The sequence below is a fragment of the Sphingobacteriales bacterium genome (assembly GCA_016706405.1).
Taxonomy (GTDB): domain Bacteria; phylum Bacteroidota; class Bacteroidia; order Chitinophagales; family UBA2359; genus BJ6.
Map to the genome: position 1 here is coordinate 434,750 of JADJJT010000002.1, position 22,703 is coordinate 457,452.

The window sequence follows — 22,703 nt, forward strand, 5'->3', positions numbered from 1 at the left end:
GCCTAAATAATTTATATTTTTTATTTCACTTTAAACCGAATCTAGAACAACAAATTAAATTATATTTTTATGAATAAAATTGTTTACCTTCGTTTTCATTCTTTGGTGCTGCTAATATTTGCGGTAGCATTGATTTCATTAAGCAATACGTCATTTGCCGGCGGCGGCTGGACGAGAGATAAAGGCAAAGGGTTTGCCCAAATTGGGTTTAACAATATTACTTATACCACCACCTATTTAGACGATGGCAGTTTAGGCACTACCGATAACCTAACGCGCGAAATTACCGACCAAACCCTGCAATTGTATGCTGAGTATGGGCTTACCAACAATATAACCTTATTGCTTAACGCGCCCTACAAACTTACCGAAGCCAAAAAAATAGGAGCAAGCCCCAGACCCGAAGGCAGTTTAAATGGCGTGGGCAATATTAGCGTTGGCGGCAAATACGGAATTTTAAAAGGCAAAATCAATTTAGCTGCTACCCTTAGGTACGATGCCCAAACGGCAAAAGCCGATGAACTAACCGGCCTGCGCACCGGTTACGATGCCTCAGTAATTGCACCCGGCGTAGCAATTGGCTTGGGCGGTAACAAATGGCATGTTGGTGGCGATGCTAATTTTAATATCCGGACGAATGGTTATAGCACCGATATTAGTGCCATTATTGAAGGCGGCTACCGAATTTTAAAACCTGTTTTGTTAATGGCAGTCTTAGATATGCGCAAAAGTTTTAAAAATGGCAGCGTTGTTGATTTTAACCAAACAACCGAACTTTATACCGATGACCAAGAATTTATGGCCTTTGGAGGCAAACTTAATATTGACATTGCCGCCGGATTTGGATTAAATCTTTGGGGTTATGGCGCTTTAGCAGGTCGCAAAGTGCCAGCAGCACCCTCTATTGGTGCCGGACTTTGTTACACGTGGTAACAATTAAAGGCGTCGCTGTTTTGTTTGGCCAAAACTTTAAAAAAGGTTCAAGTAATTCTGTATTTTAACACCAGTAATTGCTAATTAAGAATAAAGGCAAATTAAATAAAAAGCCATAAATTGCTATGTTTAGTAGCATTTATGGCTTTTGTCGTTTGCTTTTAATTGACCGACCAAAATTATTTCGTTTCACATAATTTCGATATGCGATATTAATAGTTCCTTAGCCAGTTCAACCACCATATTTTCGTCGTAGGTGGCAGGGGCGGCGCTGTAAGGGCCAGCAGTAAAATTAGCAAACATTTGGTCGGTTGCAATGGTGTGCTGTTTGGCAACCCTAAAATAATTGGCAACTACCTCTTCGGGTATGTTAAGGTCGTTGGCAATACGCTTAATACCATCGTGTGGCAGTTGAGCCTCAATTAGCAGCAATTCGGCAGGAGTAATTTTCATGGGGGTAAGGCAATTTTTGTAGTAAAAAATATATATAAAAAGAAAAAAAGGGATAACAAGCCGCTACGTCTGTGGTGGTACAGACGCATGAAGGTTAGCTAACATTAATCGCAGAATTTGAGCCTCAATTTACGACTAAAAAATGGATGCCTATATTTTTTTATAAAAAAAATGTCATTTTTTTGTCATTTCTTGAAATAAATTTTCAACTTATTTATTCCAAAGTTTATAAACAGTTTTGGGAGCAGAAAAATGCCTTTGCGTGGCAAGTATCCGGAGTTTTCAAGCACTAAGCAAAAGGCTTCAAAAAAATTATCCGGAGGAAATTGCGGCGGCAGGCGTGGGTTTCCTCTTCATTCAGGCAATTAGGGAGAGTTCTCTCACAAACCCATTAAGCAAAAAATCATATTTAAGACGTTTGTTTTATCTCAACTTTTTTGCAATTAAATAAAAAATGCGTTAAATTTGCCGCTACCTAATATAATTTTCATTTTAAATTTTAAAAATTATGTGTTACAAAAACAAAAACAACGCGCTGTTTCAATACAGCACACGCCTTGTTGGTAACTTAACCAACACATTGTTCACTTTTACATATATGGGGGGGGGGGTATAAATACCTTTTATATATGTTGTTATTTATTGGTTTTATAGGCAGTAGCCCAACGGCAAAGGGGCAAAATTTTGGCACCTTGGGTTGTGGAACTAAATTTGATAATGCTATTATTAGCATTTTAGATTCTATCCTTGCGGCACAGCCACAATCAATTCCAAACCAAGAAGAAGAAGAAAACCAACTACCTATTGAAGTGCCAATTACCTTTCATGTAGTATGTGAAGGCGATGAAAATACCTGCCTTATATCAGACACCGACATAGATGGATATATTGTATTGCTAAATGACTATTACAATAAAACCCCTATACCGAATATTCATTTTTATGAGTGCAGTCCTCGAAATTATATTACAAACTCACCTTATTGGTTTTTAACAAAACCAGAACACGAACAACAACTGGCACAAATGAATGATGTGCTAAGAACGATAAATGTATATTTTGTATTTTCAGGATGGGACGTGGGATATACCAAACCAAACGAATCATTAGCCGATAGAGTTTTTATTAACCTTGCTTACGACTCAGATCCGGATGTTGATTTTGGTTTAGCGTTAGGGCATGAGGTAGGGCATTTTTTTTCGTTAATCCATACCCATGGCTATGGAGATGAGGAGGTTACAGATGAACTTGTAAATGGTACTAACTGTGAAACGGCGGGCGATAGAGTATGCGATACGCCTGCTGATATCGGTGAAGACAATCTTTTCAATATTAGTGCTTGTTTATACCCTGACCCAATCGGCAAATGTTTACTCGCGGACTATTATGATTGTGTGGCCCCAAGCCCCTGCGATATTTGTGATATTAATGGTGACTATTACACACCACTACAAGACAATATTATGTTTCAATGGCATTTTAAAGATTGCTGTAATCAATTTACAGATGGGCAATATCAACGGATAGTAGATGTGGGTATTCCTTATAGAGAAAAAGTAAAAGGGCAAAAAGATGTGTGGATACGAGACGGCTATACCGATGTAGGCAAAGAACCCAATTCTACGTCAGATATGGGCGATTGGAACGATGTTTGGGATAGCCCCGATATTTGGAATTGTTTATATGACCCCGAGTGCGGAGGGCACCAAAACCCTACAAAAAAACTCGATAATAGTGATAATTATTTACGAGTTCGGGTTTTAAACCATAGCTGTGCTAATGCAAATTTGACTACGGTGGATGTTTATTGGACAAGGGCAAGAACAGATGAATTATGGCCTCTGCATTGGGTGGCGTCTATTGACAACCAAATAAATGGGCATCCGGCAGGTGGTAAAATAGGTTCAGAGGATATTATAAATTTTCCTGCAAACTCAGAAAAAATACTAACCTTTAACTGGCAACCCCCCGACCTTACGTGGTATCCGCAATTAGATTTAGACGACGAAGAAGGACCAATGGTATGTTTTTTGGTGATAATAAAATCTGGAGAGTTTAATATAAACAAATTATTTCCGCAAGAAAACGACACCGAAACACGACCAACCTTTGAGTTAGTGTATCATCAAAATTGTATAGCTACAAAAAATGCAGTGCTATTAGCCGAACCCGGCGGCGAACCGAGCAATTCAACAGGGGCAAATATCAATACCCTATACATCAATAATAATTCAAATTTGGCAAGTTTGCATAATATAGAAGTGTACAACTATAGTCCTTTCTCAAGTCAAAATAATTTGACTCAATTTGGCGATATTATATTGTTAATGGATAGTATGTTATGGCAAAAATGGGCAACTAATAATTTTGTGGCACAGGGAATTGCGCCGCTTAGTTTACAAAAAGCGGTAATCACCGACCACACTCGTGCTGTTATACCTAATATTTTAATAGCGGCAAACCAAGGGCATACAGTTGGTTTAAGTTTCGAGCGCAACAATATTGCCATACCCACACCAACAACTTTTAGCTATTTTATAACCCATAAATTGGCTAACGACAGTACTGCCGTGCCAAAGGGAGGAGGCGTATTTAATTTTGACATTACGAATAGTAATTTAAGTTTAAAAAAATTAACAAAAAACACATCAAATTGGCAGTTGGGGCATATTTGCATAAACGACAATACTTATACTATAGCAACTATTGAGGTATATTCTGTACATGGTACTTTAATGGTATCACAGTCGGTTACACCTACAACAGTTCACAAAGCATTGGCGCAATTGCAGCCGGGTATGTACATATTGCGCCTAACAAATGAGCAGCACTCTATTTGTACCCAAAAAATAATTATATACTAATATTGTTTAACTTTGTTTGTAGGGAGAACGCCAATTTGTAGTTTGCCCTATACCTTATTTATATATTACGCATGAAAAAGATTAAACTACTTATATTATATTTATTGGTTTGCCTGTTTTTAAATACACAAATTAGGGCGCAAACACCGTATATAGTGTGGCAAAAAAGTTTTGGCGGCTCAGAGGCAGATTATTTTAGACAAATAAACCCTATAAACAATAACAGCCTACTTATAACGGGCAACATACGCTCTAATGATGCAAATGTACCTAACTACCACAAATACGACGATGCTTGGGTTTTAAAAATAGATACCGCCGGAAACACCTTAGCTACAACAGCCATTGGCGGCAACAAATCAGAAAATATTTCGGGGTTAATAGTTGAGAAAAATAGCATTTTGTTAGGCGTGTATGCTAATTCTACAACCGATGGCGATTTTTACGCAATTCCGGATACCCTTAGAATATTAGAATGGTTGGTTGAAACCTCATTAGACCTAAGTATAAACCCAACAAAAGCAATGGTAACTAAACCAATTCATCCAAATGTCTTCGAGCCTGATGGTTACCGCACAAGTTTTAAAGCAAATAATAATCATTATTACTTATATGGTGGATATAATAACTCTGGTTTTAACCTCCCTCATGAGTTTGCCTATATTGCTAAAATAAATAAACAAGGAGCAATACTATGGGAGCGCAAATTTAATGAAACTGGGTTTCCAATGCCTTACGATTATTTGACAACTGCTTTTGTAATGCCAAACGGCGCAATTATAGGGGCAGGATTTACTGAATCTTCAGGCGATAGTTTGTATAAAGATGCACATGGAAAAAGCGATGCCTTTTTGTTAAAATACGATGTCAATGGGCAATACCAATGGCATGGCTTGTTTGGAACATCAGGTTACGAAATACTTTGGGGCATATCTGCGTTTTCAAAAGGAGTAGTGGGGGTGGGTCATAGTTCAAATGAGTTGAACGAGTCTCAAGTTTATATAGTTGCGGTAAACCATGAAGGGCAAATGCTTTGGCAAAAAACGTATGGTGGCAGTAGCGGCGAAGCAGCAAGCTATGTTTGTGCTGATACCGATGGCGGTATTTTGGTGGTTGGAAACACCTCTTCAACTGATGGCGATGTGAGAAACAAATTTGACAATAGTGCCGATATTTGGGTCTTAAAATTAGATACCGAAGGCAATATCGTTTGGCAAAAAACATTGGGCGGCTCAAATTCTGAAAACGGTAAAGGCATTTATCCGGATGGTTTGGGCAATTATTATGTATGCGGGTATGCTTATTCAAACGATGGGCATTTAACGCAAAACTATGGCAAATCTGATGGGTGGGTGGTTAAATTAAGCAGTTTGCCTATACCTAAGCCTACCATTACCGCTTTAGATAGTATTATTTGCCTGCAACCCATTACTATAACCGCCAGCCAAGCACCCGCAACCTTTGGCTACCGGTGGAATACCGGCGACACTACGCAAACAATAATTATAAACAAACCGGGCGCTTACCAAGTTAACTATATAAAATGGGGCGATACGCTTAGTATATCTAAAATTACGTCAATAGAAATTAAACCGTATTGCAAGCAGTTTGCACTACCCACGGCGTTTAGCCCCAACAACGATGGCATCAACGACCGCTTTGCTCTACAACAAAACCAAGCAATTACCCAAGCAGCGCAACTAACCATTTATAACCGTTGGGGGCAAAGGGTTTTTAGTGGCAATGCTTTTGAGGGCTGGAGCGGAGCCTTGCCCAACAACAGTCCCGCACCCGCAGGCGTGTATGTGTATATACTTACCTACATCAACCCTTTATCCGGATTAACTGAAACAACAAAAGGCAATATTACCTTGTTGCGGTAACTCACCCCATAGTAACAGATACCCCTGTAAAAAAGAATATTATTTTTGCAGGGGTGTTTTTTTCTCTTTCATCCGGAAAAAATGATGCGGTAGTAGGGGGTAAAAATCAAGCTAATCCTAAAAACGATGAATTGAGCCTGCCGAAATCGATGAATTGAGCCTGCCGAAATTTTCATGCTTCAAGACTATATACACGGTTTCCCACCACAATTTTAATTGCGGGTATTAGCCATTTATAAACCACACTAACAATAATATAGGGCTTACCATTTTAAACTATGGCAACTTATACTTAGCTTTGTTGCCCAAATAAATACGCTTTAATTAACTTTATTGCTGCAACCAAACTAAACAGACCTTACCTTTATAATATGATTAACAATTATTAAGCCACACGTTTACCAATTTTATGTTTTATCCGGATAAATTTACTAAACTAACTTGTCTTTTAACCATGAAAAAAAACCTCCATACGCTCGCTGTATTTTTCATATCTGTTTTATGGTTATTGCCTGCTACTGGCCAAACAACATTTTACGACCCCGCAGTTATTCAAACCATAGAAATTGAATTTAAAGAAAGCAACTGGGACGAAATTATGGACAATAACCTTACCATTGGCGATGGAAACGATTTGCTGAAGGGTAAATTAACTATAAACAAAACCGAAGTGTTCAACAACATTGGCGTTCGTTACAAAGGCAATAGCTCGTACAAACCCAATCAAAAAAAGAACCCCTTACATATAGACCTCAATTATTTGGTGCCTGGCCAAGACTACCAAAGCTACAATACCATTAAACTGTCGAACGGTAAAAACGACCCAACCCTTGTGCGCGAGGTATTTGGTTACGAAATTGCCCGAAATTATATGCCCGCTTCAAAAGCTAACTACGCAAAAGTATATATCAACGGCGAATACATAGGCATTTATACCAATGTTGAAGCTGTTAATAAAGACATGCTTAAACAATATTTTTCATACGACAACGATTCGCCATTTTTCAAAGGCGATTCTGACAACCCAGGGCCGCCCCCTTCCGGATGCCCGCCCGGACCATCTGCCGTTTTAGCCTACTTAGGGCAAGACAGTGCTTGCTACAAAAATATTTACGATAAGGAGTCGAAAGATGGCTGGAAAGACCTCGTTAATTTGTGCGACACCTTTAATAATAACCAAAACAAAATGGAAAAGGTTATTGATGTCGATAGATTATTATGGTTTCTGGCAATTTTAAATGTTACCGTTAATTTAGATGCACCTATTAATATTCCGCATAATTTTTACATCTACCAAGACCAAAATCACCGGTTTAATATACTGCCATGGGATTTTAACGAAACCTTTGGCGTTTTTAAAAATAAAGCAGGTGTACCACCGCCTAATAATACTTTTACTCCACAAGAACTGCAAGAATTACCGCCCCTATACAATGCCGACAAACCACAACAGTTTCCGCTAATTGCCCAGCCTATGGCCAACCCCTTGTATAAACGCATGTATTTAGCCCATTTTAAAACCATATTAACCGAAAATTTTTCTGACAAGGCCTACCTTAACCGCATTACCCAATTGCAACAAACTATTGAACAAGCACTAAAAGACGACCCCAACAAACTTTTCTCGTACCAACAGTTTACCGACAACGTAACCCAGTCGGTTGGCAATATTATAGGCATAAGCGAGCTAATGGAAGCCCGAATAACACATTTGCTAAACACTCCGGAAATGAAAGCTGCCGCCCCCAACTTAGAAACTCCCCTTGTTAAAGGCTCGCCTAAACCATTTGGTACTGTTTATATAACTGCCAATGCACCCGGCGCAAGCACCGTATTTGTTGGCTACCGCGACAACCCTTGGGGCATATTTACTAAACTGCCCATGTTTGACGACGGCGCCCATGAAGACGGCGCTGCCAATGACGGCAACTGGGGCGTAGCCCTTAATTTACAAGCTGCCGATGTTCAGTATTACGTATATGCCGAAAACAACGAGGCGGGAATTTTTTCGCCAGCCCGCGCCGAGTGGGAATTTTATAATATTGCAACTGCCGGAGATGTAGTAATTAACGAAATCGTAACTAATAACGTAGCAGGCCAAACCGATGCCAATGGCGAATTTGATGACTGGATTGAACTGCACAATAATACAGCCCAAGACATTAGCTTAAAAGGATACACCCTAAGCGATAATTCAACTGAGCCTTATAAATGGGCTTTTCCGGACAATACCACCATTCCGGCAAAAGGTTATTTGATTGTATGGGCTGATAATAATTTATCGCAACAGGGGCTTCATGCCAATTTTAAATTGTCGGCAACCGGCGAAGAGGTAATTTTATACGGATCGGACAAACAAGCCATTAACAAAGTAATAATTCCAAGTCTGCCCAACGATATTGCTTGGGGGCGCTTGCCAAATGGCTCGGGCGAGTTTGTATATTTGCCACCTACGTTTGCTGCACAAAACCAACCTTTTACGGGTATTACGCCACCACCAAGTAACAATTACAATAACACCTCGCAACTGTTGCCACTAACCATTTGGCCTAACCCAACTCAGCCCCATTTGCAACCTCAAATTAATATTGAGTTGCCCATTACGCCCAAACCAAATACTTATTGTTATTTATATAATATGATAGGGCAAAATATTTTAACCCTACCAGTTCAACAAACTAGGTTTAATATAGATATTTCGCAGCTTCAGGCGGGTTTGTACATCATGCAGGTAACGGGTAATTTTGCCCCTCAAAAAGTAGTGGTAGTAAAATAAAGCTCTTTTAAAACAATATGCAGCCTTGGTTGATACTTACCGTAGTACTCGGATACATAGTTTTATTATTTGTAATTGCCCATATTACGGGTAAAGATGCCAGTAACGATAATTTTTTTATAGCCAAACATCAAAGTCCTTGGTGGGTAGTGGCTTATGGGGTTATTGGTGCATCTATATCGGGAGTAACGTTTATTTCGGTGCCGGGGGCGGTTGGTAAATTGGGGTCGGTAAACGGGTCGTTTTCGTATATGCAGGTGGTATTGGGCAATATGGTAGGCTACGCCGTTATTGCCTTAGTATTATTGCCTTTGTATTATAAGATGCAGCTAACCTCGATATATGGCTACTTGCACAAACGTTTCGGATGGTATAGCTATAAAACCGGCGCCGGATTTTTTTTACTCTCGCGCACAATTGGCGCAGCATTTAGGTTGTATTTGGTAGCCGTAGTGTTGCAAGTATTTTTGTTCGACAAATGGGGGGTGCCTTTTTATGCCAATGTAATTATTACCTTAATTTTAATTGGTGCTTATACCTTGCGCGGCGGCCTTAAAACAATTATTTGGACAGATACCCTGCAAACAACAGTAATGCTGCTAACTGTTTTTGTTACTATTGGCTATATTGGCTACGATTTAGGCTTGGGTACATCCGGACTTTGGCAGGCCGTTGCCGACAGCCCTTACTCGCAATGCTTTTTTTGGGATTGGCGACCCGATAATTACTTTTTCAAACAGTTTTTAAGCGGCGCATTTATAGCTATTGCCATGACCGGCCTTGACCAAGACCTGATGCAAAAAAACAACTCGTGCCGCAGCTTGCCCGAAGCTCAAAAAAACATGCTCACCTCCAGCACTATTTTGCTGTTTGTAAATATGTGCTTTGTGGGTTTAGGTGCTTTGTTGTATGTATATGCGCAGGCAAAAGGTTTAGTATTGCCCAAAAACAGCGATTATTTGTTTCCGCAGTTAGCCTTTGAAAATTTTGCCCCTTGGGTGGGTATTTTATTTTTGGTAGGCTTAACCGCTGCCGCTTATTCAAGTGTTGACTCGGCCTTAACAGCCTTGACTACCTCGTTTTGTGTTGATTTTTTAGATTTTGAGCAAAAAACAGCATCCGGAGAATATCCGGAGAAAAAACTGACACAAACCCGCCTAAAAGTGCATATTAGTTTTACTTTGGTCGTTTTAGTTGTCATCTTATTTTTTAACTATGCGCTTAAACAAGAGGTAATAACGGCAGTTTTTAGGGTGGCCTCGTTTACCTACGGGCCATTATTGGGCTTGTTTGCCTTTGGCCTTTACACCAAACGCCAAATTGCCGATAAATACACTCCGGTTATTTGTATTTTGCCTCCAGTTATTTGTTATTTTTTGTTTACCTATTCGGCGCAATTATTTTGGGGCTATAAAATGGGTTTCGAGCTGTTGTTAATTAATGCCGCCTTAACATTTTTGGCTTTGTTGCTAATTAGCAAAAAATAGCATAATTATACTATTTCAACACCATGCAAACTACTATTGGCAATAGTATTGAAAAAGCAGCCCAATTACTTGCAGATGGGCAAATTGTGGCCATCCCTACCGAAACGGTTTATGGCTTGGCGGGCAATGCATTGGAGGCCGATATTGTGCAGAAAATTTTTGAAGCTAAAAACCGGCCTGCCTATAACCCGCTTATTGTGCATATTGCTCAACTTGACGATTTGACTAAATACGCTGCTTATATTCCGGATTTAGCATATGATTTAGCGCAGGTCTTTATGCCTGGTCCGCTAACTTTATTATTACCTAAAAAAGCACTGATACCTGATATTGTTACCGCCAATTTGCCTTTGGTAGGTTTGCGAATGCCCAACCATCCGGTAAGTTTGTCCTTATTGCAGCAATTAAATTTTCCGTTAGCGGCACCCAGTGCCAACCCTTTTCAGTACATTAGTCCCACAACAACGGCACATGTTTACCAGCAATTACAAGGCAAAATACCTTATATTTTAGAGGGCGGCCCCTGTGCCAAGGGTATTGAAAGCACTATTATTGGCTTTGATGCCCAAACTAACCAGCCTATATTGTACCGACAAGGCGCGCTGCCACTGTTTGAAATTGAAAAAATTGCCGGAAAGACTGCGCTTGCCCCTGCCTTGCCATCAAATACCCCCCTAACGCCGGGACAACTGCGCTTGCATTATTCGCCACGAACTCCTTTGCTGCTTACCCATAATTTAGACCAAACTTTGGCAAACCTAACCTTAAACCCAAACGAGCAAATAGGAATTATTGCCTTTACAGTCAATACCGCAAACGAGGCGCAATTAAAAGCAACTTACCCCCAAATTAAATATATCAGTATATTGTCGAACAATGGCAATTTAGACGAGGCCGCTTATAACCTTTACAATGCCCTCCACCTGTTAGACAGCATGGGTTTGAACCTGATTATTGCACAATACGCCCCCAATTACGGTATAGGCATTGCCATTAACGACAGGCTTACCCGCGCAAGTAGGCAATAGGTAGTTGTTAAATTGAAACATAGAATAAGAAAGTACAATTTACCGCCCAGTTTAGTCGTTATTAGTATTGGATTTTAATTTATTTTCCGGATAAAACAACGCAAATTTTGTCTTCTCCTAAAAATTATTTGGTTTATGTTTTTTCGGTGTTATTGTCGTTATTTAATATTGTTTTCTTGGGTAAAATTTTACTTGGTATTTTGTTTTTGCTTTTGTTTGTGTTTACCGTTTTTATTTGCGCAGTCTCAAAATTCACAAGCTTTTAATTATATAGTAAACGGCAGTATGGAAGTACAAAACATTTGCTTTGAATATGGCCAAAACTGTGCACCTCAAGCCTGGAAGGAGGTTTCGTTAAGTGATAAACACTACGTTGTTAAAAACCGGATAGCTAAAGATGGCAATTGTTTTTGCAGTTTGGTAATTTTACATCGCAAGGAAAAACAAATCCGCGATTATTTACAAACCGAACTTATTTGCCCACTTATAGCTGGCAACCCATATATTTTAACCTTGCATTTGCGTGTGCCCCAGGCACATTTTTTTCCGATTGGTGTTGCATTTACTAGTACCGACCCCTTGGGTAAACGCGATAGCTTAATGCAAACAGTACCTAAGGTTTCATCTGATACAAACGAATTAAAGCCAAACAAATGGCAAAAAATAAGTATGCCCTTTGTAGCTAACGGCAACGAAAAATTTTTAGTGATAGGTAATTTTACACAAATACCCGATAGTATAAGGCAACAAATTAGCTGGGACGAACTTAGATATTATATAGATGCAGTGAGCTTATATGCGGCCAATGACGGAAATTCAACTGCTCAACCATGTGGTGGACAAGAAGCCCTTGCCGCAACTAAACGTATAAAAAATGACAAAAGCCGGCATACCATTTTTGACGAGCAAGGCAACCCTATTAAAAAAGGATTTAAACCCAAAATTAAATCAACGCCAGCGTTGCCAATATTCTCACCATTAAGAATTGATACTATTAATAACGAGGGTGGCAGCTACACAACCAGCACAGAAAACAAAAATCTAACTTCAATAAGTCCTTTGCCTTTATTTACCGACAATAATTTGTTTGTTCCGCTGCTCGAATATCCGCCTACGGCTGCCAACCCCGATACTTTGCTTATTCCGGGGGTATATTTTGGCTTTGACGAAAGTTTTATCGCACCTAAAATGGCTACCCTTTTAGATTCGTTTGTGCCGCAGTTATTAGCTCGAAATGTGGTTAGTATAACCGTAGAAGGGCATGCCGACAGCCGCGGCACCCCTGAATATAATCTTCAGCTCTCGCAGGCGCGTGCGCGGGCAGTTGCGCAGTATTTGCAACAGCGCGGTTTACCGATTGATAAACTGCAAATAACGGCTAAAGGCGAAACTCAACCTATCGCCAGCAATATGTTTGAGCATGGAAGGGCAGAAAATCGCCGTGTAATATTGCACGTATTTTGGCAATAAATGGCACAATATGCCCTCCCATACACCCTCAAACAGTTTAAAATAAGAAAGGCTAAGATGATTTATGAAGTAAATTAATTAAGAACCAATAAAACCTTTTTAAGAATAGGGATAGGGATTGGTTTTTTCCGGATTAACGGCAGTTAACTCTTATTTTCTTCCTGCCAATAGTTCAACATCCATCTAATACCAAACTTATCTAAGCAACAGCCCCAGTAGCCCCAAAACTGCTGACTCATGGGGGCACATTCGGTTGCCCCGTCCGATAAAAGGTTGTAAAGCCTGTCGGCTTCTTCTTTTGTGTCGGGTTCAAGGTTAATAGTAATATTGTTGCCAACTACTAATTTATGCCCCATACTTTCGAGCATATCGCTACCCATGAGATTGGTGCCGCCTAAAATGGGTAAACAAATATGCATTACTTTGTTTTTATCTTCTTCAGAGAGTTCGGGCATTCCGGGTTCTGTAGGCATATCGCGGTTGTAATAAATTGGCATCTGAATTTGCGTTTGAAACACTTTTTCGTAAAAATTAAATGCTTCGATGGTGTTGCCCATAAAATTTAGGTAAATAGATACGTTTGACATTTTGTTGATGTTTGAGTTTTAATTTAAAAAAATTGTTATTTAATAATGAATTGAAGTGCAAATTTAGCAAAAATTTTAGTACTATTCTAATAAAATTAAAATAAAACCTTTATTTTTATTTTTTTTGCACTTTTCCTGCCTGTTTTATACTTTTGTACCCCAATAACGATTGAATAATTTTGAAATGTCTATTATTGCACCTTCAAAAATTCGCATAGATAAATGGTTGTTTGCCGTGCGCATTTTTAAAACCCGCACTTTGGCCGCCGATGCCTGTAAATCCGGAAAAATTAAAATTAATGGCCAACCTGCCAAGCCAGCAGCCGATATTACCCTCAACGACGAAATTTTTATTCACAAAGGTCCCGAACGCAAACTTTTAAAAGTAGCTGCCATTATTGAAAACAGGGTAGGTGCGCCGCAAGCTGTTTTATGTTATATTGATATTACTCCGCCCGAAATGAACCCACATATTTTGCTAAAATTGCCCGGAGCATTTGTTACTACTCCGGTACGTCAGCGCGGTACTGGCCGCCCTACCAAAAAAGAACGCCGCGATATTGACAATTTTAACGACCAAACCAAAACCGATTTACCACTCGATTGAAAGATTGCGGCCTATATTCAACTAAACCCATTAACAGCCAAATCCGGATAAAAAACTATGCCTTGGATTTATTTATTATTAGCCGGCCTTTTCGAAATTGGCTTTACCTCATTTTTTAAACTTTCTAACAATTTTACCCACCATAAATACACGGTTGCTTTTGTGGTAAGTGCTGCTTTAAGTCTTTGGTTTTTGAACAAAGCCGTACAACATATAGCCTTAGGTACTGCTTACGCCGTTTGGACGGGTATTGGTGCTGCCGGCACGGTTATAATTGGATTATTGTATTTTAATGAGCCTGCCAATTTTTGGCGTTTGTTTTTTATTAGTTTGCTTATTGCTGCCGTTATTGGGCTTAAACTGATAAGTAAATAACAAATTTTTTAGCCAATAAATAATTTTCAATTAGTTTGACTCATCGAAGAGTTTAGCGATAGCGGTAACAGCCAACAATTCGCGCTCGCGCAGATGCTCTAAAAGTACTTTAAACCAGTAGGTATAATTATCCGGATGCAAGTTCATGTCTAAAAATAAATCGGCAAGGCTTATCCATTTTATAGCTGCCACCTCGTTAGGGTTTGGTAAAATTGGTTCGCCGTTATAAATACCTATAAATACTAAATCGCGCTCGTGTTCGGTAAGGTTGGTTTTGGGGTCGTGGGCTTTGTAAACAAAGGTTAAGACGTGTTTAAGCGGCAGGTCAAAGCCAAGTTCTTCGTACAGACGGCGGTGGGCGGCGGCTTCGTCGCTTTCGTTTAAACGCTGATGACTGCAACATGTATTGCTCCAAAGACCGCCAAAATGGTATTTATTAAAGGCGCGTTGTTGTAATAGCATTTGCCCTTGTTTGTTGAAAACCAGTACACTAAATGCCATGTGCAATAGTGCTTTCTGGTGAGCGGCAATTTTTTCTTCTGTGCCTAATACTTCTCCGTCCAAATTAGTTAAAACTACGTAATCGTAATTTAAGATACTGTTTGTGTCGGTGGTGGTGGGTAAGTTCGAAAGGGGGAGCATAATTAATAAAATGGTTTGTTGCCCAAAGTTAGTGAATAGATTTCAATATTTAGGGCTATTTATCCGGGAAAGTTTTCTAAAAGAGATTACTTCTTGTGTGGTTTATTTTGTTCTCGTAAATCTTTACAGGTATTTTTTATCCGGAATTTTTTGTTGCTATTTTCCGGAAAAGATGGCTTAACATCCGTCCAAAGTTAATAGAAGTCAAGCAATCAGTTTAAAATCGCAAATGTTTAACCGTTAATTTATTTTCGATTAATTGTTTTAACGATTCGATGCCAATTCGTAAATGGTCGGCAACGTAATTTTTAGTAATTTCTTGGTCGCTTTTTTCGGTTTTGACGCCTTCGGGGTTCATGGGCTGGTCTGAAACTAAAAGCAGTGCCCCCGTTGGAATATGATTGGCAAAACCCACAATAAAAATAGTGGCGGTTTCCATATCTACGCCCATACAACGGGTGCGTTTCAGGTAGTCTTTAAATTCGTTATCGTGTTCCCAAACTCTGCGGTTGGTGGTATAAATACTACCTGTCCAATAGTCGTGGTTATGGTCGCGGATGGTAGTTGAAATAGCTTTTTGCAAAGCAAACGAAGGCAGGGCAGGTACTTCGGGCGGAAAATAATCGTTTGAGGTGCCCTCGCCACGAATAGCGGCAATAGGCAAAATAAACCCGCCCAATGGTATTTTATCCTTTAAACCACCACATTTGCCAAAAAAAGGCAAGCTTTGGGCGAAATACAACTTAATAAGTCTAATATTGTGGCGGCATTGGCACTGCCCATGCTAAAATCTATGATGGTGATATTATTAGCAGTTGCGTTAGGCATTGGCCGGTCGGCGCCCCTAATTGGCACATTAAACCACTCGGCAAACATTTTAACATAGTTATTAAAATTAACTAAAATAATGTACTTTCCAAAGTCTTCTAAAGGCGTTCCGGTATAGCGCGGAAGCCAATTAGCCGTAATTTCGCTTTTATAGTTCATCAATGAAACGAGATGATAAATTTTGTTAAATAATATATATTGTGTCGCTTTATGGAAAACGAACAATTTCCTAAATTAATTTTTCCGGATTGCGGTTTAAAAGTACGCCTATTAAATGGCAAATTGCAGGTTTTTGATGTGGTGCGAAAAAAATTCGTGCGCTTATTGCCCGAAGAATGGGTGCGGCAGCATTTAGTACATTTTTTACAAATCCAAACCAAGTGGCCGCTTACCCATATTGCCGTTGAACTTGGACTAAAATTGCCCACCGGTTTACAAAAACGCTGCGATGTATTGCTGCATGGGCCAAATGGGCAGCCGGTAGTGTTGGCCGAGTGTAAGGCACCCAATATTGCCCTCACCCAGCAAGCTGTTAACCAGGTAGCGCAATACAATTTACATTTTAAACTGCCTTATTTAGTGGTAACAAATGGTTTGGCAATTTTAATTTACCATATAAACTTTGAAACAAAACAAATTGAAAGCCAAGCCGCCCTACCTAATTTTGATTCTTTTTTAGCTTAACACGCCTTTGAAATGTTATATTTTCTGTATTTTTGTAAATGTAGCAAACAATTATTAAATTTTGAAGCGTGTTTTAAAACTGCACCTACTTTTTTTTGTTTCTTTTTCTAATATCCGGCTTGAGATTAAAAATTTTAAAAAATCCGGAAAAGGTTTTAGTTTGGACTTGGTGAAAAACTACAAGAGTAAAAACACGTTAACTCAATTCCAACCTTAATAATAAAATAGTTGTAAAAAGTAGGTGCAATAAATATCCGGATGCTTGCGTTAAAATATTCTAACCTCAAATTAAGAATCACTCTCTTCCATTGTAAAAATAGTTTTAATATGCGTTTTTTTATATGTCTGTTTTTATTTGTGTCATGCACTTCGTTTACTAGTAACCCTACAAATGGCAACCAATTACCTCAAAATCAAATGGCCGATACGCTAAAAAGTATCGATAGCCTTACTGAGGCAACAACCAACCAGCCCAAAGCTGACCAAACCATTGACCCGCGTAATTTTAATCCAAGTTTGCTCGAAGCCTTAATTTTAAACGGCATTAACGAGGTGCGACAAAAAAAACGCCTTTCGGTTTTATACGCCGACTCGATTTTGTACCATGCCGCTGCCGACCAAAACACCTTTGTAGCTCAAAAAGGGGCACTTACCCACGAACAACCCAATAAATCGCATCAAACGGTGCGCAAAAGGGTAAACCAGCAAGGTGGCGACTACGAAGTGATTGGCGAGAACATTGCTTACCAAGGATTTACGACCATTACCGAAGGTCGCCGCAAATTCGTTGAATACAATACCTATGCCGAAATGGCAAAACAAATGGTAAAACTTTGGGTAAAATCGCCCCCACATTACGAAAATGTTATTTTCAAAAAATTTGACCGCTCGGGTGTTCATGTTTTATTAGACAACAAACGTCATGGCATTTATGCCACTCAGGTATTTTCCACCAAACAGTAAATCCTCGTCAAAAAAAGATAATAGAATAGAATAAACAACTACTTACGACCGGATTTCATAAGTAGAAGTACAGTTAAATTTTAAGAAATAGAGCCATAAGAATTGCCATAACCAATATTGCTGTTCAATTTGAGTTAGTTATTTTGTTAATTACTCAGTTAAGTAGCGTAACTTTGCAGCTATGGCACTAATTGAAGAAATGACCCAGCAGGGCAATTTTTTATTTAAATACCGCGGGCAATTGCCATTAATTTTGGTTGCTTGCGGTCTATTACTGTTTGTTGTTGAACATAACAGTAACCCCCCAGCAGCTATTTTGCCCTTTACCCACTGGCTGCCCTATTTAACCATTGGTTTGCTGGGTTTATTTATACGAATAATAGTAGTAGGGTTTACACCTGCCGGCACATCGGGGCGTAATACAGCCCAACAGGTTGCTAACTCGCTCAATACAAAGGGTATTTACTCGGTTGTTAGACATCCGTTATATGTAGGCAATTTTTTTATGTGGCTGTCGGTAGCCATGTTGCCGGGCAACTACTGGTTTGTGCTGTGTTTTATACTGGCTTATTGGTTGTATTACGAGCGCATTATGTTTGCCGAAGAAGCTTTTTTGCGCCAAAAATACGGCCAAGCCTACACCGATTGGTCAGCGCAAACACCTGCATTTATTCCCAATTTTACAAAATGGGAGCCTGCAAAATTAAACTTCTCGTTAAAAAATGTACTTAAACGCGAAATTACCGGACTGTGGATTTTAATATTGTTGTTCGTTTTTTTTAGAATATTACATATTTATTTAGTCGAAAACAAATTTTACTTAGACCCCAACTGGTTAATAATTTTTGCTTCGACAACCTTAGCTTTCGCGGTTATAAAACTGTTGCAAAAAACTACCAATTTGCTGCATACTTCCGGAAGATAAATTACTTTTATAGAAATTAAAAGAAATTACAGATTGTTAATTCCGGTTAATTCAACCTAAAACCGACCTTAATTTGTCGTAATATTATCCGGAATTTTGTAATTTTGCAGTTCAATACAAATCTTTTTAGTAAAAAATTATATTAATGCAATCATTATTATCAATTGACCTTAACTTGTCGTACAAAGTTAAAGACATAACACTGGCCGATTGGGGCCGTAAAGAAATTGAATTGGCTGAGGCTGAAATGCCCGGATTAATGGCTTTACGTGCAGAGTATAAAGGCCAAAAACCTCTTGCCGGCGCCCGCATTGCCGGATGCCTTCACATGACCATTCAAACTGCCGTACTTATTGAAACCCTGCTTGACTTAGGCGCAGAAGTAAAATGGTCGTCTTGTAATATTTTTTCAACCCAAGACCACGCTGCCGCTGCCATAGCCGCCAAACACGGGGGCGTTTTTGCTTGGAAAGGTATGAATAACGAAGAATTTGACTGGTGTATTGAGCAAACCCTGTTTTTTGGCAGCCAAGACCGCCCTTTAAATATGATTTTAGATGATGGCGGCGACCTGACTAATATGGTACTCGATAAATATCCGGAATTGATACCACATGTACGGGGCATCTCCGAAGAAACTACAACAGGGGTGCATCGTTTGTACGAGCGGGTTAAACAAGGCAAATTACCTATGCCCGCTTTTAATATTAACGACTCGGTTACAAAATCAAAATTCGACAATAAATATGGTTGCCGCGAAAGTTGCGTAGATGCCATCCGCAGGGCTACCGATATTATGATGGCCGGAAAAGTTGCCGTTGTTGCCGGCTACGGCGATGTAGGTAAAGGCTCGGCTGCCTCGTTACGCGGTGCAGGCGCGCGCGTAATCGTTACCGAAATTGACCCTATTTGTGCACTTCAGGCAGCAATGGACGGGTTTGCCGTTAAAAAAATGATTCATGCAATTCCCGAAGCCGATATTATTGTTACTGCCACCGGCTGCTGCGATATTATTGCCGAAGAACATTTTAGGCTAATGAAAGACAAAGCTATTTTGTGCAATATTGGCCACTTCGATAACGAAATTGATATGTCTTGGCTAAACACCAACTACGGCCAAACCAAAGTTGAAATTAAACCACAAGTTGATAAATACACCCTTGACGGCAAAGATATTATTGTTTTGGCCGAAGGCCGCTTAGTAAACCTTGGCTGCGCAACCGGACACCCCTCGTTTGTAATGAGTAATTCGTTTACCAACCAAGTTTTGGCGCAATTAGAACTTTGGCAAAATGCCCAAAACTACGAAAATCAGGTATATACCCTGCCCAAACACTTAGACGAAAAAGTGGCAAGGTTGCACTTGGCTAAAATTGGCGTTGAACTTGACGAACTTACCGCCGACCAAGCTAACTATATTGGCGTAACTCCACAAGGCCCCTTTAAACCCGAATATTACCGTTATTAATTGTATATTTAATACTAATAAAAATTTGACGAGTTAAACTGATTTTCTTTTTCAACTCGACTTATAGCCTTAAAACTTTTTTACAAAAAGGGTTTTAAGGCTTTTTCATTTTTTGGCACTCATACAGGGCTTTGGTGATACGTTAATACCAATAAGAAGTTAAAAGTAAACAAGATACCGAACACGAGAAAAAAATCCCTTGGTTATGGTACACCATTTCCGGATGTCATATGTGGGTTTGCGATGGGTACGAAATACACCAAAGCAACTGCTTTAATAGCCTGTATTTTCGGTGCTGTCTAAAAAAAATACGGTACTTCACCTAGGTACTTAATGAAAAAACCATCCGGAAAACACTTTTCCGGATGGTTTGTTTTACCTTTGTTTGCGGGGCGTTATCAACTTACACCCTACAAAGTGCGGTCAATTTATTGTTTAAGCTATTTAACTACCTCCATGCTGCGCACTTGGCCGGCAATTTGACCGGGGGTAATAATGCGGTACAAATATTGTCCGGCGTTTAGGTTTTCGGTATTAATAGTTACAACAGTTGAATTAATGGGTTGTGCCATTAACAATTTCCCATCAACACTTAAAACCTCAATATAGCTGCCTGCCGGGGCATTGTTTACGGCAATTTGGGTAGTGCTTTGACATGGGTTAGGGTAGTTTTGGCCTAAAATTGCTTGTTGCATGGCCGCGTCAAAAGCTACACCATCTACTTCGTCGGTAAACCAAGTGCGTGCGGTTGCCATAATGGCATCGGCTACTTTTGAGTCTTTTAACATTTCGAGGCCTACGCCTAAATAAACTGTTTTGAAATTGCTACTAGCATTTTCGTTGCGAATACCCGCAACAACGCTACCTGTATTATAGTTAAATATGGCGGTACCGGTGCCGGCAGTTGCTACTTCTTCGGGGTAGTAATATGGGCCATTGCTGCCCGAGCCATAATAGCTAAAGAGATCGGTTTTTGGTGTTGTGCCAAACACCGCGTCTGCTGATTTTGCGGTAATAGATTTGCTGGTTTGGCTGCCATCACTCACAAAATCAACCCCAAGATAGTTATTAAAAAAGTCGCGGGCTTCTTGTGTTTGGTAAGGGCTATTTGCTTCGTCGAAGGCTTCCCAGCAAACATCTTGTCCGGCAATTAGTAAACGACCGCCATTATCTAAAAATTTGGTAAACTCGGCTACTAAATCAACGGGTAATCCGGGGAAGGTCCAGCCAATATTATAATAAACACGTTTTACTTTGCCCAAGGCATTGTTTCGCGAAAGGCCAATAAAAGTTTGTTCGCTTATTGAGCCATAGGCATAAGCGCCAGCTGCATCAAGGCCGCTAATATACGAGCCAGCCCAGTCGAAAGCAGTTTTGCCCGAGCCGTCGCCAACTCCTTTGCTGTTGTTCACTAATAGCTCGTAACAACCCGAGATTACAGTAAATACAAGCGATACGGGGGCAAAATCGGTGCCATTTGTAGCTTCCATCGTTAATTTGTAGGTGGCTACGCCGGGTAATATACCGGGTACTACATTTAAGGTTAGTGAGGTAGGGGTGCCGCCGGGCAAATCAATTTCGGTACTATTGGTTACGGTTGTACCTTTAATATCAAAGCTGGCATCGGCCCATCCGGAGGGGGCACTAACGGTGCTAAGAGAGAATTTATACTTCTCCATAATGTCGGCGTTATTAAGAGCAACAGCACTAAAGGATATTTTTTCGTTGTACTTGCCTTCAGCATAGTTATTTCCGGCCAATAAAAATTCCCAGTGTGGGTCGCGGCTTGAGCCTGAGTTTACAATGGTTTTATCATCGTCATTTTGCAAAAAGGCAATGGCGTATATTTGGTCTGTAACCCAAGTGCTTTCGTCAAGTTCATAGTCGTACGAAAAGGTTTGGGTATTGCCTGCACCTTTTGGGGTAAACTCAACACCATCGGGGCCGGTAATAATTTTGCGCAAAACATTGGGGAAAAAAACTTCGCCATTACTGCCGGGCGGGCTTGAAAATTCAATATTGCCTTCAACAACGGCCACACGCAAGCGATAATCGCCATCGGGTATAGCATCTAACTCATCAACGGTAATAGTTACGGTGCGGGTAGTGCCCGCGGTGGTTTCTCCAACCAAAACGCGCAAAGGGCTACCTCCGGCAACGGCATTGTCTAACATATCTTGGCTAACACCAGCTGGGCTGCCTTGATATTGATTGCCCAACATAACCATATCCGGAACACCATTTACACCGTAATAATCAACGCGGGCTTGTACGTCTTCGGGGTTGTAATCGTGCATAGGGTCATAGCCAGGCCACGAGGTGTGATGGGCTATATGGTGTAGCGCGCCTTTGTTTTGCGTTAAAATATTGTCTTGAAAAGCGGGGTTTTGAGCGGCACATGGGCCACAACTTGCCTGAGTAAAATGCTCAAAGATGGCATATTTTTTGGCTCGGGTAAGGCTAACTTGGGCATTTAGGCCTACCATCCATAATACACTCAAAGCTAATAGTAGTATTTTTTTCATGTTGTAATTTGGTTGATTTATATTAAAAAATTGAATTTACGTACATTGTTATGCAAAATTACAATACTTGCGGTTTGTTTGGATGCTAAAAAAATACTGTTTGACAGATTTTATACAATTAAATTAGAATAATAACAAGTTGGTGTATTGCTTACTTGGTTTTACCTAAGAGACAAAGGATTAAGGAGGTAAAAAATCCGGATAA

Annotated in this window: 17 protein-coding genes and 1 pseudogene; 13 read left to right on the forward strand and 5 right to left on the reverse strand. The window is 39.8% G+C overall.

Going from position 1 to position 22,703, the window contains the following annotated elements:
- The first annotated feature begins 69 nt into the window (after positions 1–69).
- Positions 70–933, forward strand: a complete 864-nt coding sequence (locus IPI59_08055) for a hypothetical protein (GenBank protein MBK7527488.1) — start codon at positions 70–72, stop codon at positions 931–933.
- Positions 934–1,122: 189 nt separating this feature from the next.
- On the opposite strand, the gene IPI59_08060 is transcribed toward IPI59_08055, so the two are convergent.
- Complete coding sequence (locus IPI59_08060) at positions 1,123–1,386, reverse strand: hypothetical protein (GenBank protein MBK7527489.1); 264 nt, start codon at positions 1,384–1,386, stop codon at positions 1,123–1,125.
- A gap of 629 nt (positions 1,387–2,015) precedes the next feature.
- Here IPI59_08060 and IPI59_08065 point away from each other — a divergent pair.
- The 6 genes from IPI59_08065 to IPI59_08090 all read left to right on the forward strand — a co-directional run bounded on the left by IPI59_08065 (position 2,016) and on the right by IPI59_08090 (position 12,894).
- Positions 2,016–4,250, forward strand: coding sequence for a T9SS type A sorting domain-containing protein (locus IPI59_08065; GenBank protein ID MBK7527490.1), 2,235 nt, complete (start codon positions 2,016–2,018; stop codon positions 4,248–4,250).
- Between the two features lie 71 nt (positions 4,251–4,321).
- Positions 4,322–6,133, forward strand: a complete 1,812-nt coding sequence (locus tag IPI59_08070; GenBank protein ID MBK7527491.1) for a gliding motility-associated C-terminal domain-containing protein — start codon at positions 4,322–4,324, stop codon at positions 6,131–6,133.
- Between the two features lie 454 nt (positions 6,134–6,587).
- Complete coding sequence (locus tag IPI59_08075) at positions 6,588–8,909, forward strand: CotH kinase family protein (GenBank protein MBK7527492.1); 2,322 nt, start codon at positions 6,588–6,590, stop codon at positions 8,907–8,909.
- Between the two features lie 17 nt (positions 8,910–8,926).
- Positions 8,927–10,396 carry a sodium:solute symporter gene (locus tag IPI59_08080; protein ID MBK7527493.1) on the forward strand — a complete coding sequence of 490 codons (1,470 nt, stop codon included), beginning with the start codon at positions 8,927–8,929 and terminating at the stop codon, positions 10,394–10,396.
- A 23-nt stretch (positions 10,397–10,419) separates the two neighbouring features.
- A complete protein-coding gene (locus IPI59_08085; protein ID MBK7527494.1) occupies positions 10,420–11,424 on the forward strand; it encodes a threonylcarbamoyl-AMP synthase in 1,005 nt (334 codons plus the stop codon).
- Between the two features lie 285 nt (positions 11,425–11,709).
- Positions 11,710–12,894: an OmpA family protein gene (locus IPI59_08090; protein ID MBK7527495.1), complete on the forward strand. Its 1,185-nt coding sequence runs from the start codon at positions 11,710–11,712 to the stop codon at positions 12,892–12,894.
- A gap of 143 nt (positions 12,895–13,037) precedes the next feature.
- On the opposite strand, the gene IPI59_08095 is transcribed toward IPI59_08090, so the two are convergent.
- Entirely contained in the window at positions 13,038–13,481 is a 444-nt protein-coding gene (locus IPI59_08095) for a VOC family protein (protein MBK7527496.1), read from the reverse strand.
- Between the two features lie 184 nt (positions 13,482–13,665).
- On the opposite strand from IPI59_08095, the gene IPI59_08100 reads away from it, so the two are divergent.
- Positions 13,666–14,088 (forward strand): RNA-binding S4 domain-containing protein, encoded by a 423-nt coding sequence (locus IPI59_08100; protein ID MBK7527497.1) that lies wholly within the window; start codon positions 13,666–13,668, stop codon positions 14,086–14,088.
- 57 nt (positions 14,089–14,145) lie between these two features.
- The gene (locus IPI59_08105; GenBank protein MBK7527498.1) at positions 14,146–14,463 is read left to right on the forward strand and encodes a multidrug efflux SMR transporter; all 318 of its coding nucleotides are present in this window, start codon (positions 14,146–14,148) and stop codon (positions 14,461–14,463) included.
- 30 nt (positions 14,464–14,493) lie between these two features.
- On the opposite strand, the gene idi is transcribed toward IPI59_08105, so the two are convergent.
- Together idi and IPI59_08115 are read right to left on the reverse strand one after the other, a co-directional pair.
- The gene (idi, locus tag IPI59_08110) at positions 14,494–15,105 is read right to left on the reverse strand and encodes an isopentenyl-diphosphate Delta-isomerase (GenBank protein ID MBK7527499.1); all 612 of its coding nucleotides are present in this window, start codon (positions 15,103–15,105) and stop codon (positions 14,494–14,496) included.
- 217 nt (positions 15,106–15,322) lie between these two features.
- Positions 15,323–16,092, reverse strand: a pseudogene (locus tag IPI59_08115) (AMP nucleosidase).
- Positions 16,093–16,143: 51 nt separating this feature from the next.
- Between IPI59_08115 and IPI59_08120 the strand changes: the two are divergent.
- The 4 genes from IPI59_08120 (at position 16,144) to IPI59_08135 (ending at position 19,973) form a co-directional block, all read left to right on the forward strand.
- Entirely contained in the window at positions 16,144–16,617 is a 474-nt protein-coding gene (locus tag IPI59_08120) for a type I restriction enzyme HsdR N-terminal domain-containing protein (GenBank protein ID MBK7527500.1), read from the forward strand.
- 327 nt (positions 16,618–16,944) lie between these two features.
- Positions 16,945–17,580: a CAP domain-containing protein gene (locus tag IPI59_08125; protein MBK7527501.1), complete on the forward strand. Its 636-nt coding sequence runs from the start codon at positions 16,945–16,947 to the stop codon at positions 17,578–17,580.
- A gap of 181 nt (positions 17,581–17,761) precedes the next feature.
- Positions 17,762–18,505: a DUF1295 domain-containing protein gene (locus tag IPI59_08130; GenBank protein MBK7527502.1), complete on the forward strand. Its 744-nt coding sequence runs from the start codon at positions 17,762–17,764 to the stop codon at positions 18,503–18,505.
- Between the two features lie 145 nt (positions 18,506–18,650).
- Positions 18,651–19,973, forward strand: a complete 1,323-nt coding sequence (locus tag IPI59_08135) for an adenosylhomocysteinase (GenBank protein ID MBK7527503.1) — start codon at positions 18,651–18,653, stop codon at positions 19,971–19,973.
- Between the two features lie 440 nt (positions 19,974–20,413).
- On the opposite strand, the gene IPI59_08140 is transcribed toward IPI59_08135, so the two are convergent.
- Complete coding sequence (locus tag IPI59_08140; GenBank protein MBK7527504.1) at positions 20,414–22,498, reverse strand: Omp28-related outer membrane protein; 2,085 nt, start codon at positions 22,496–22,498, stop codon at positions 20,414–20,416.
- Between the last annotated feature and the right edge of the window lie 205 nt (positions 22,499–22,703).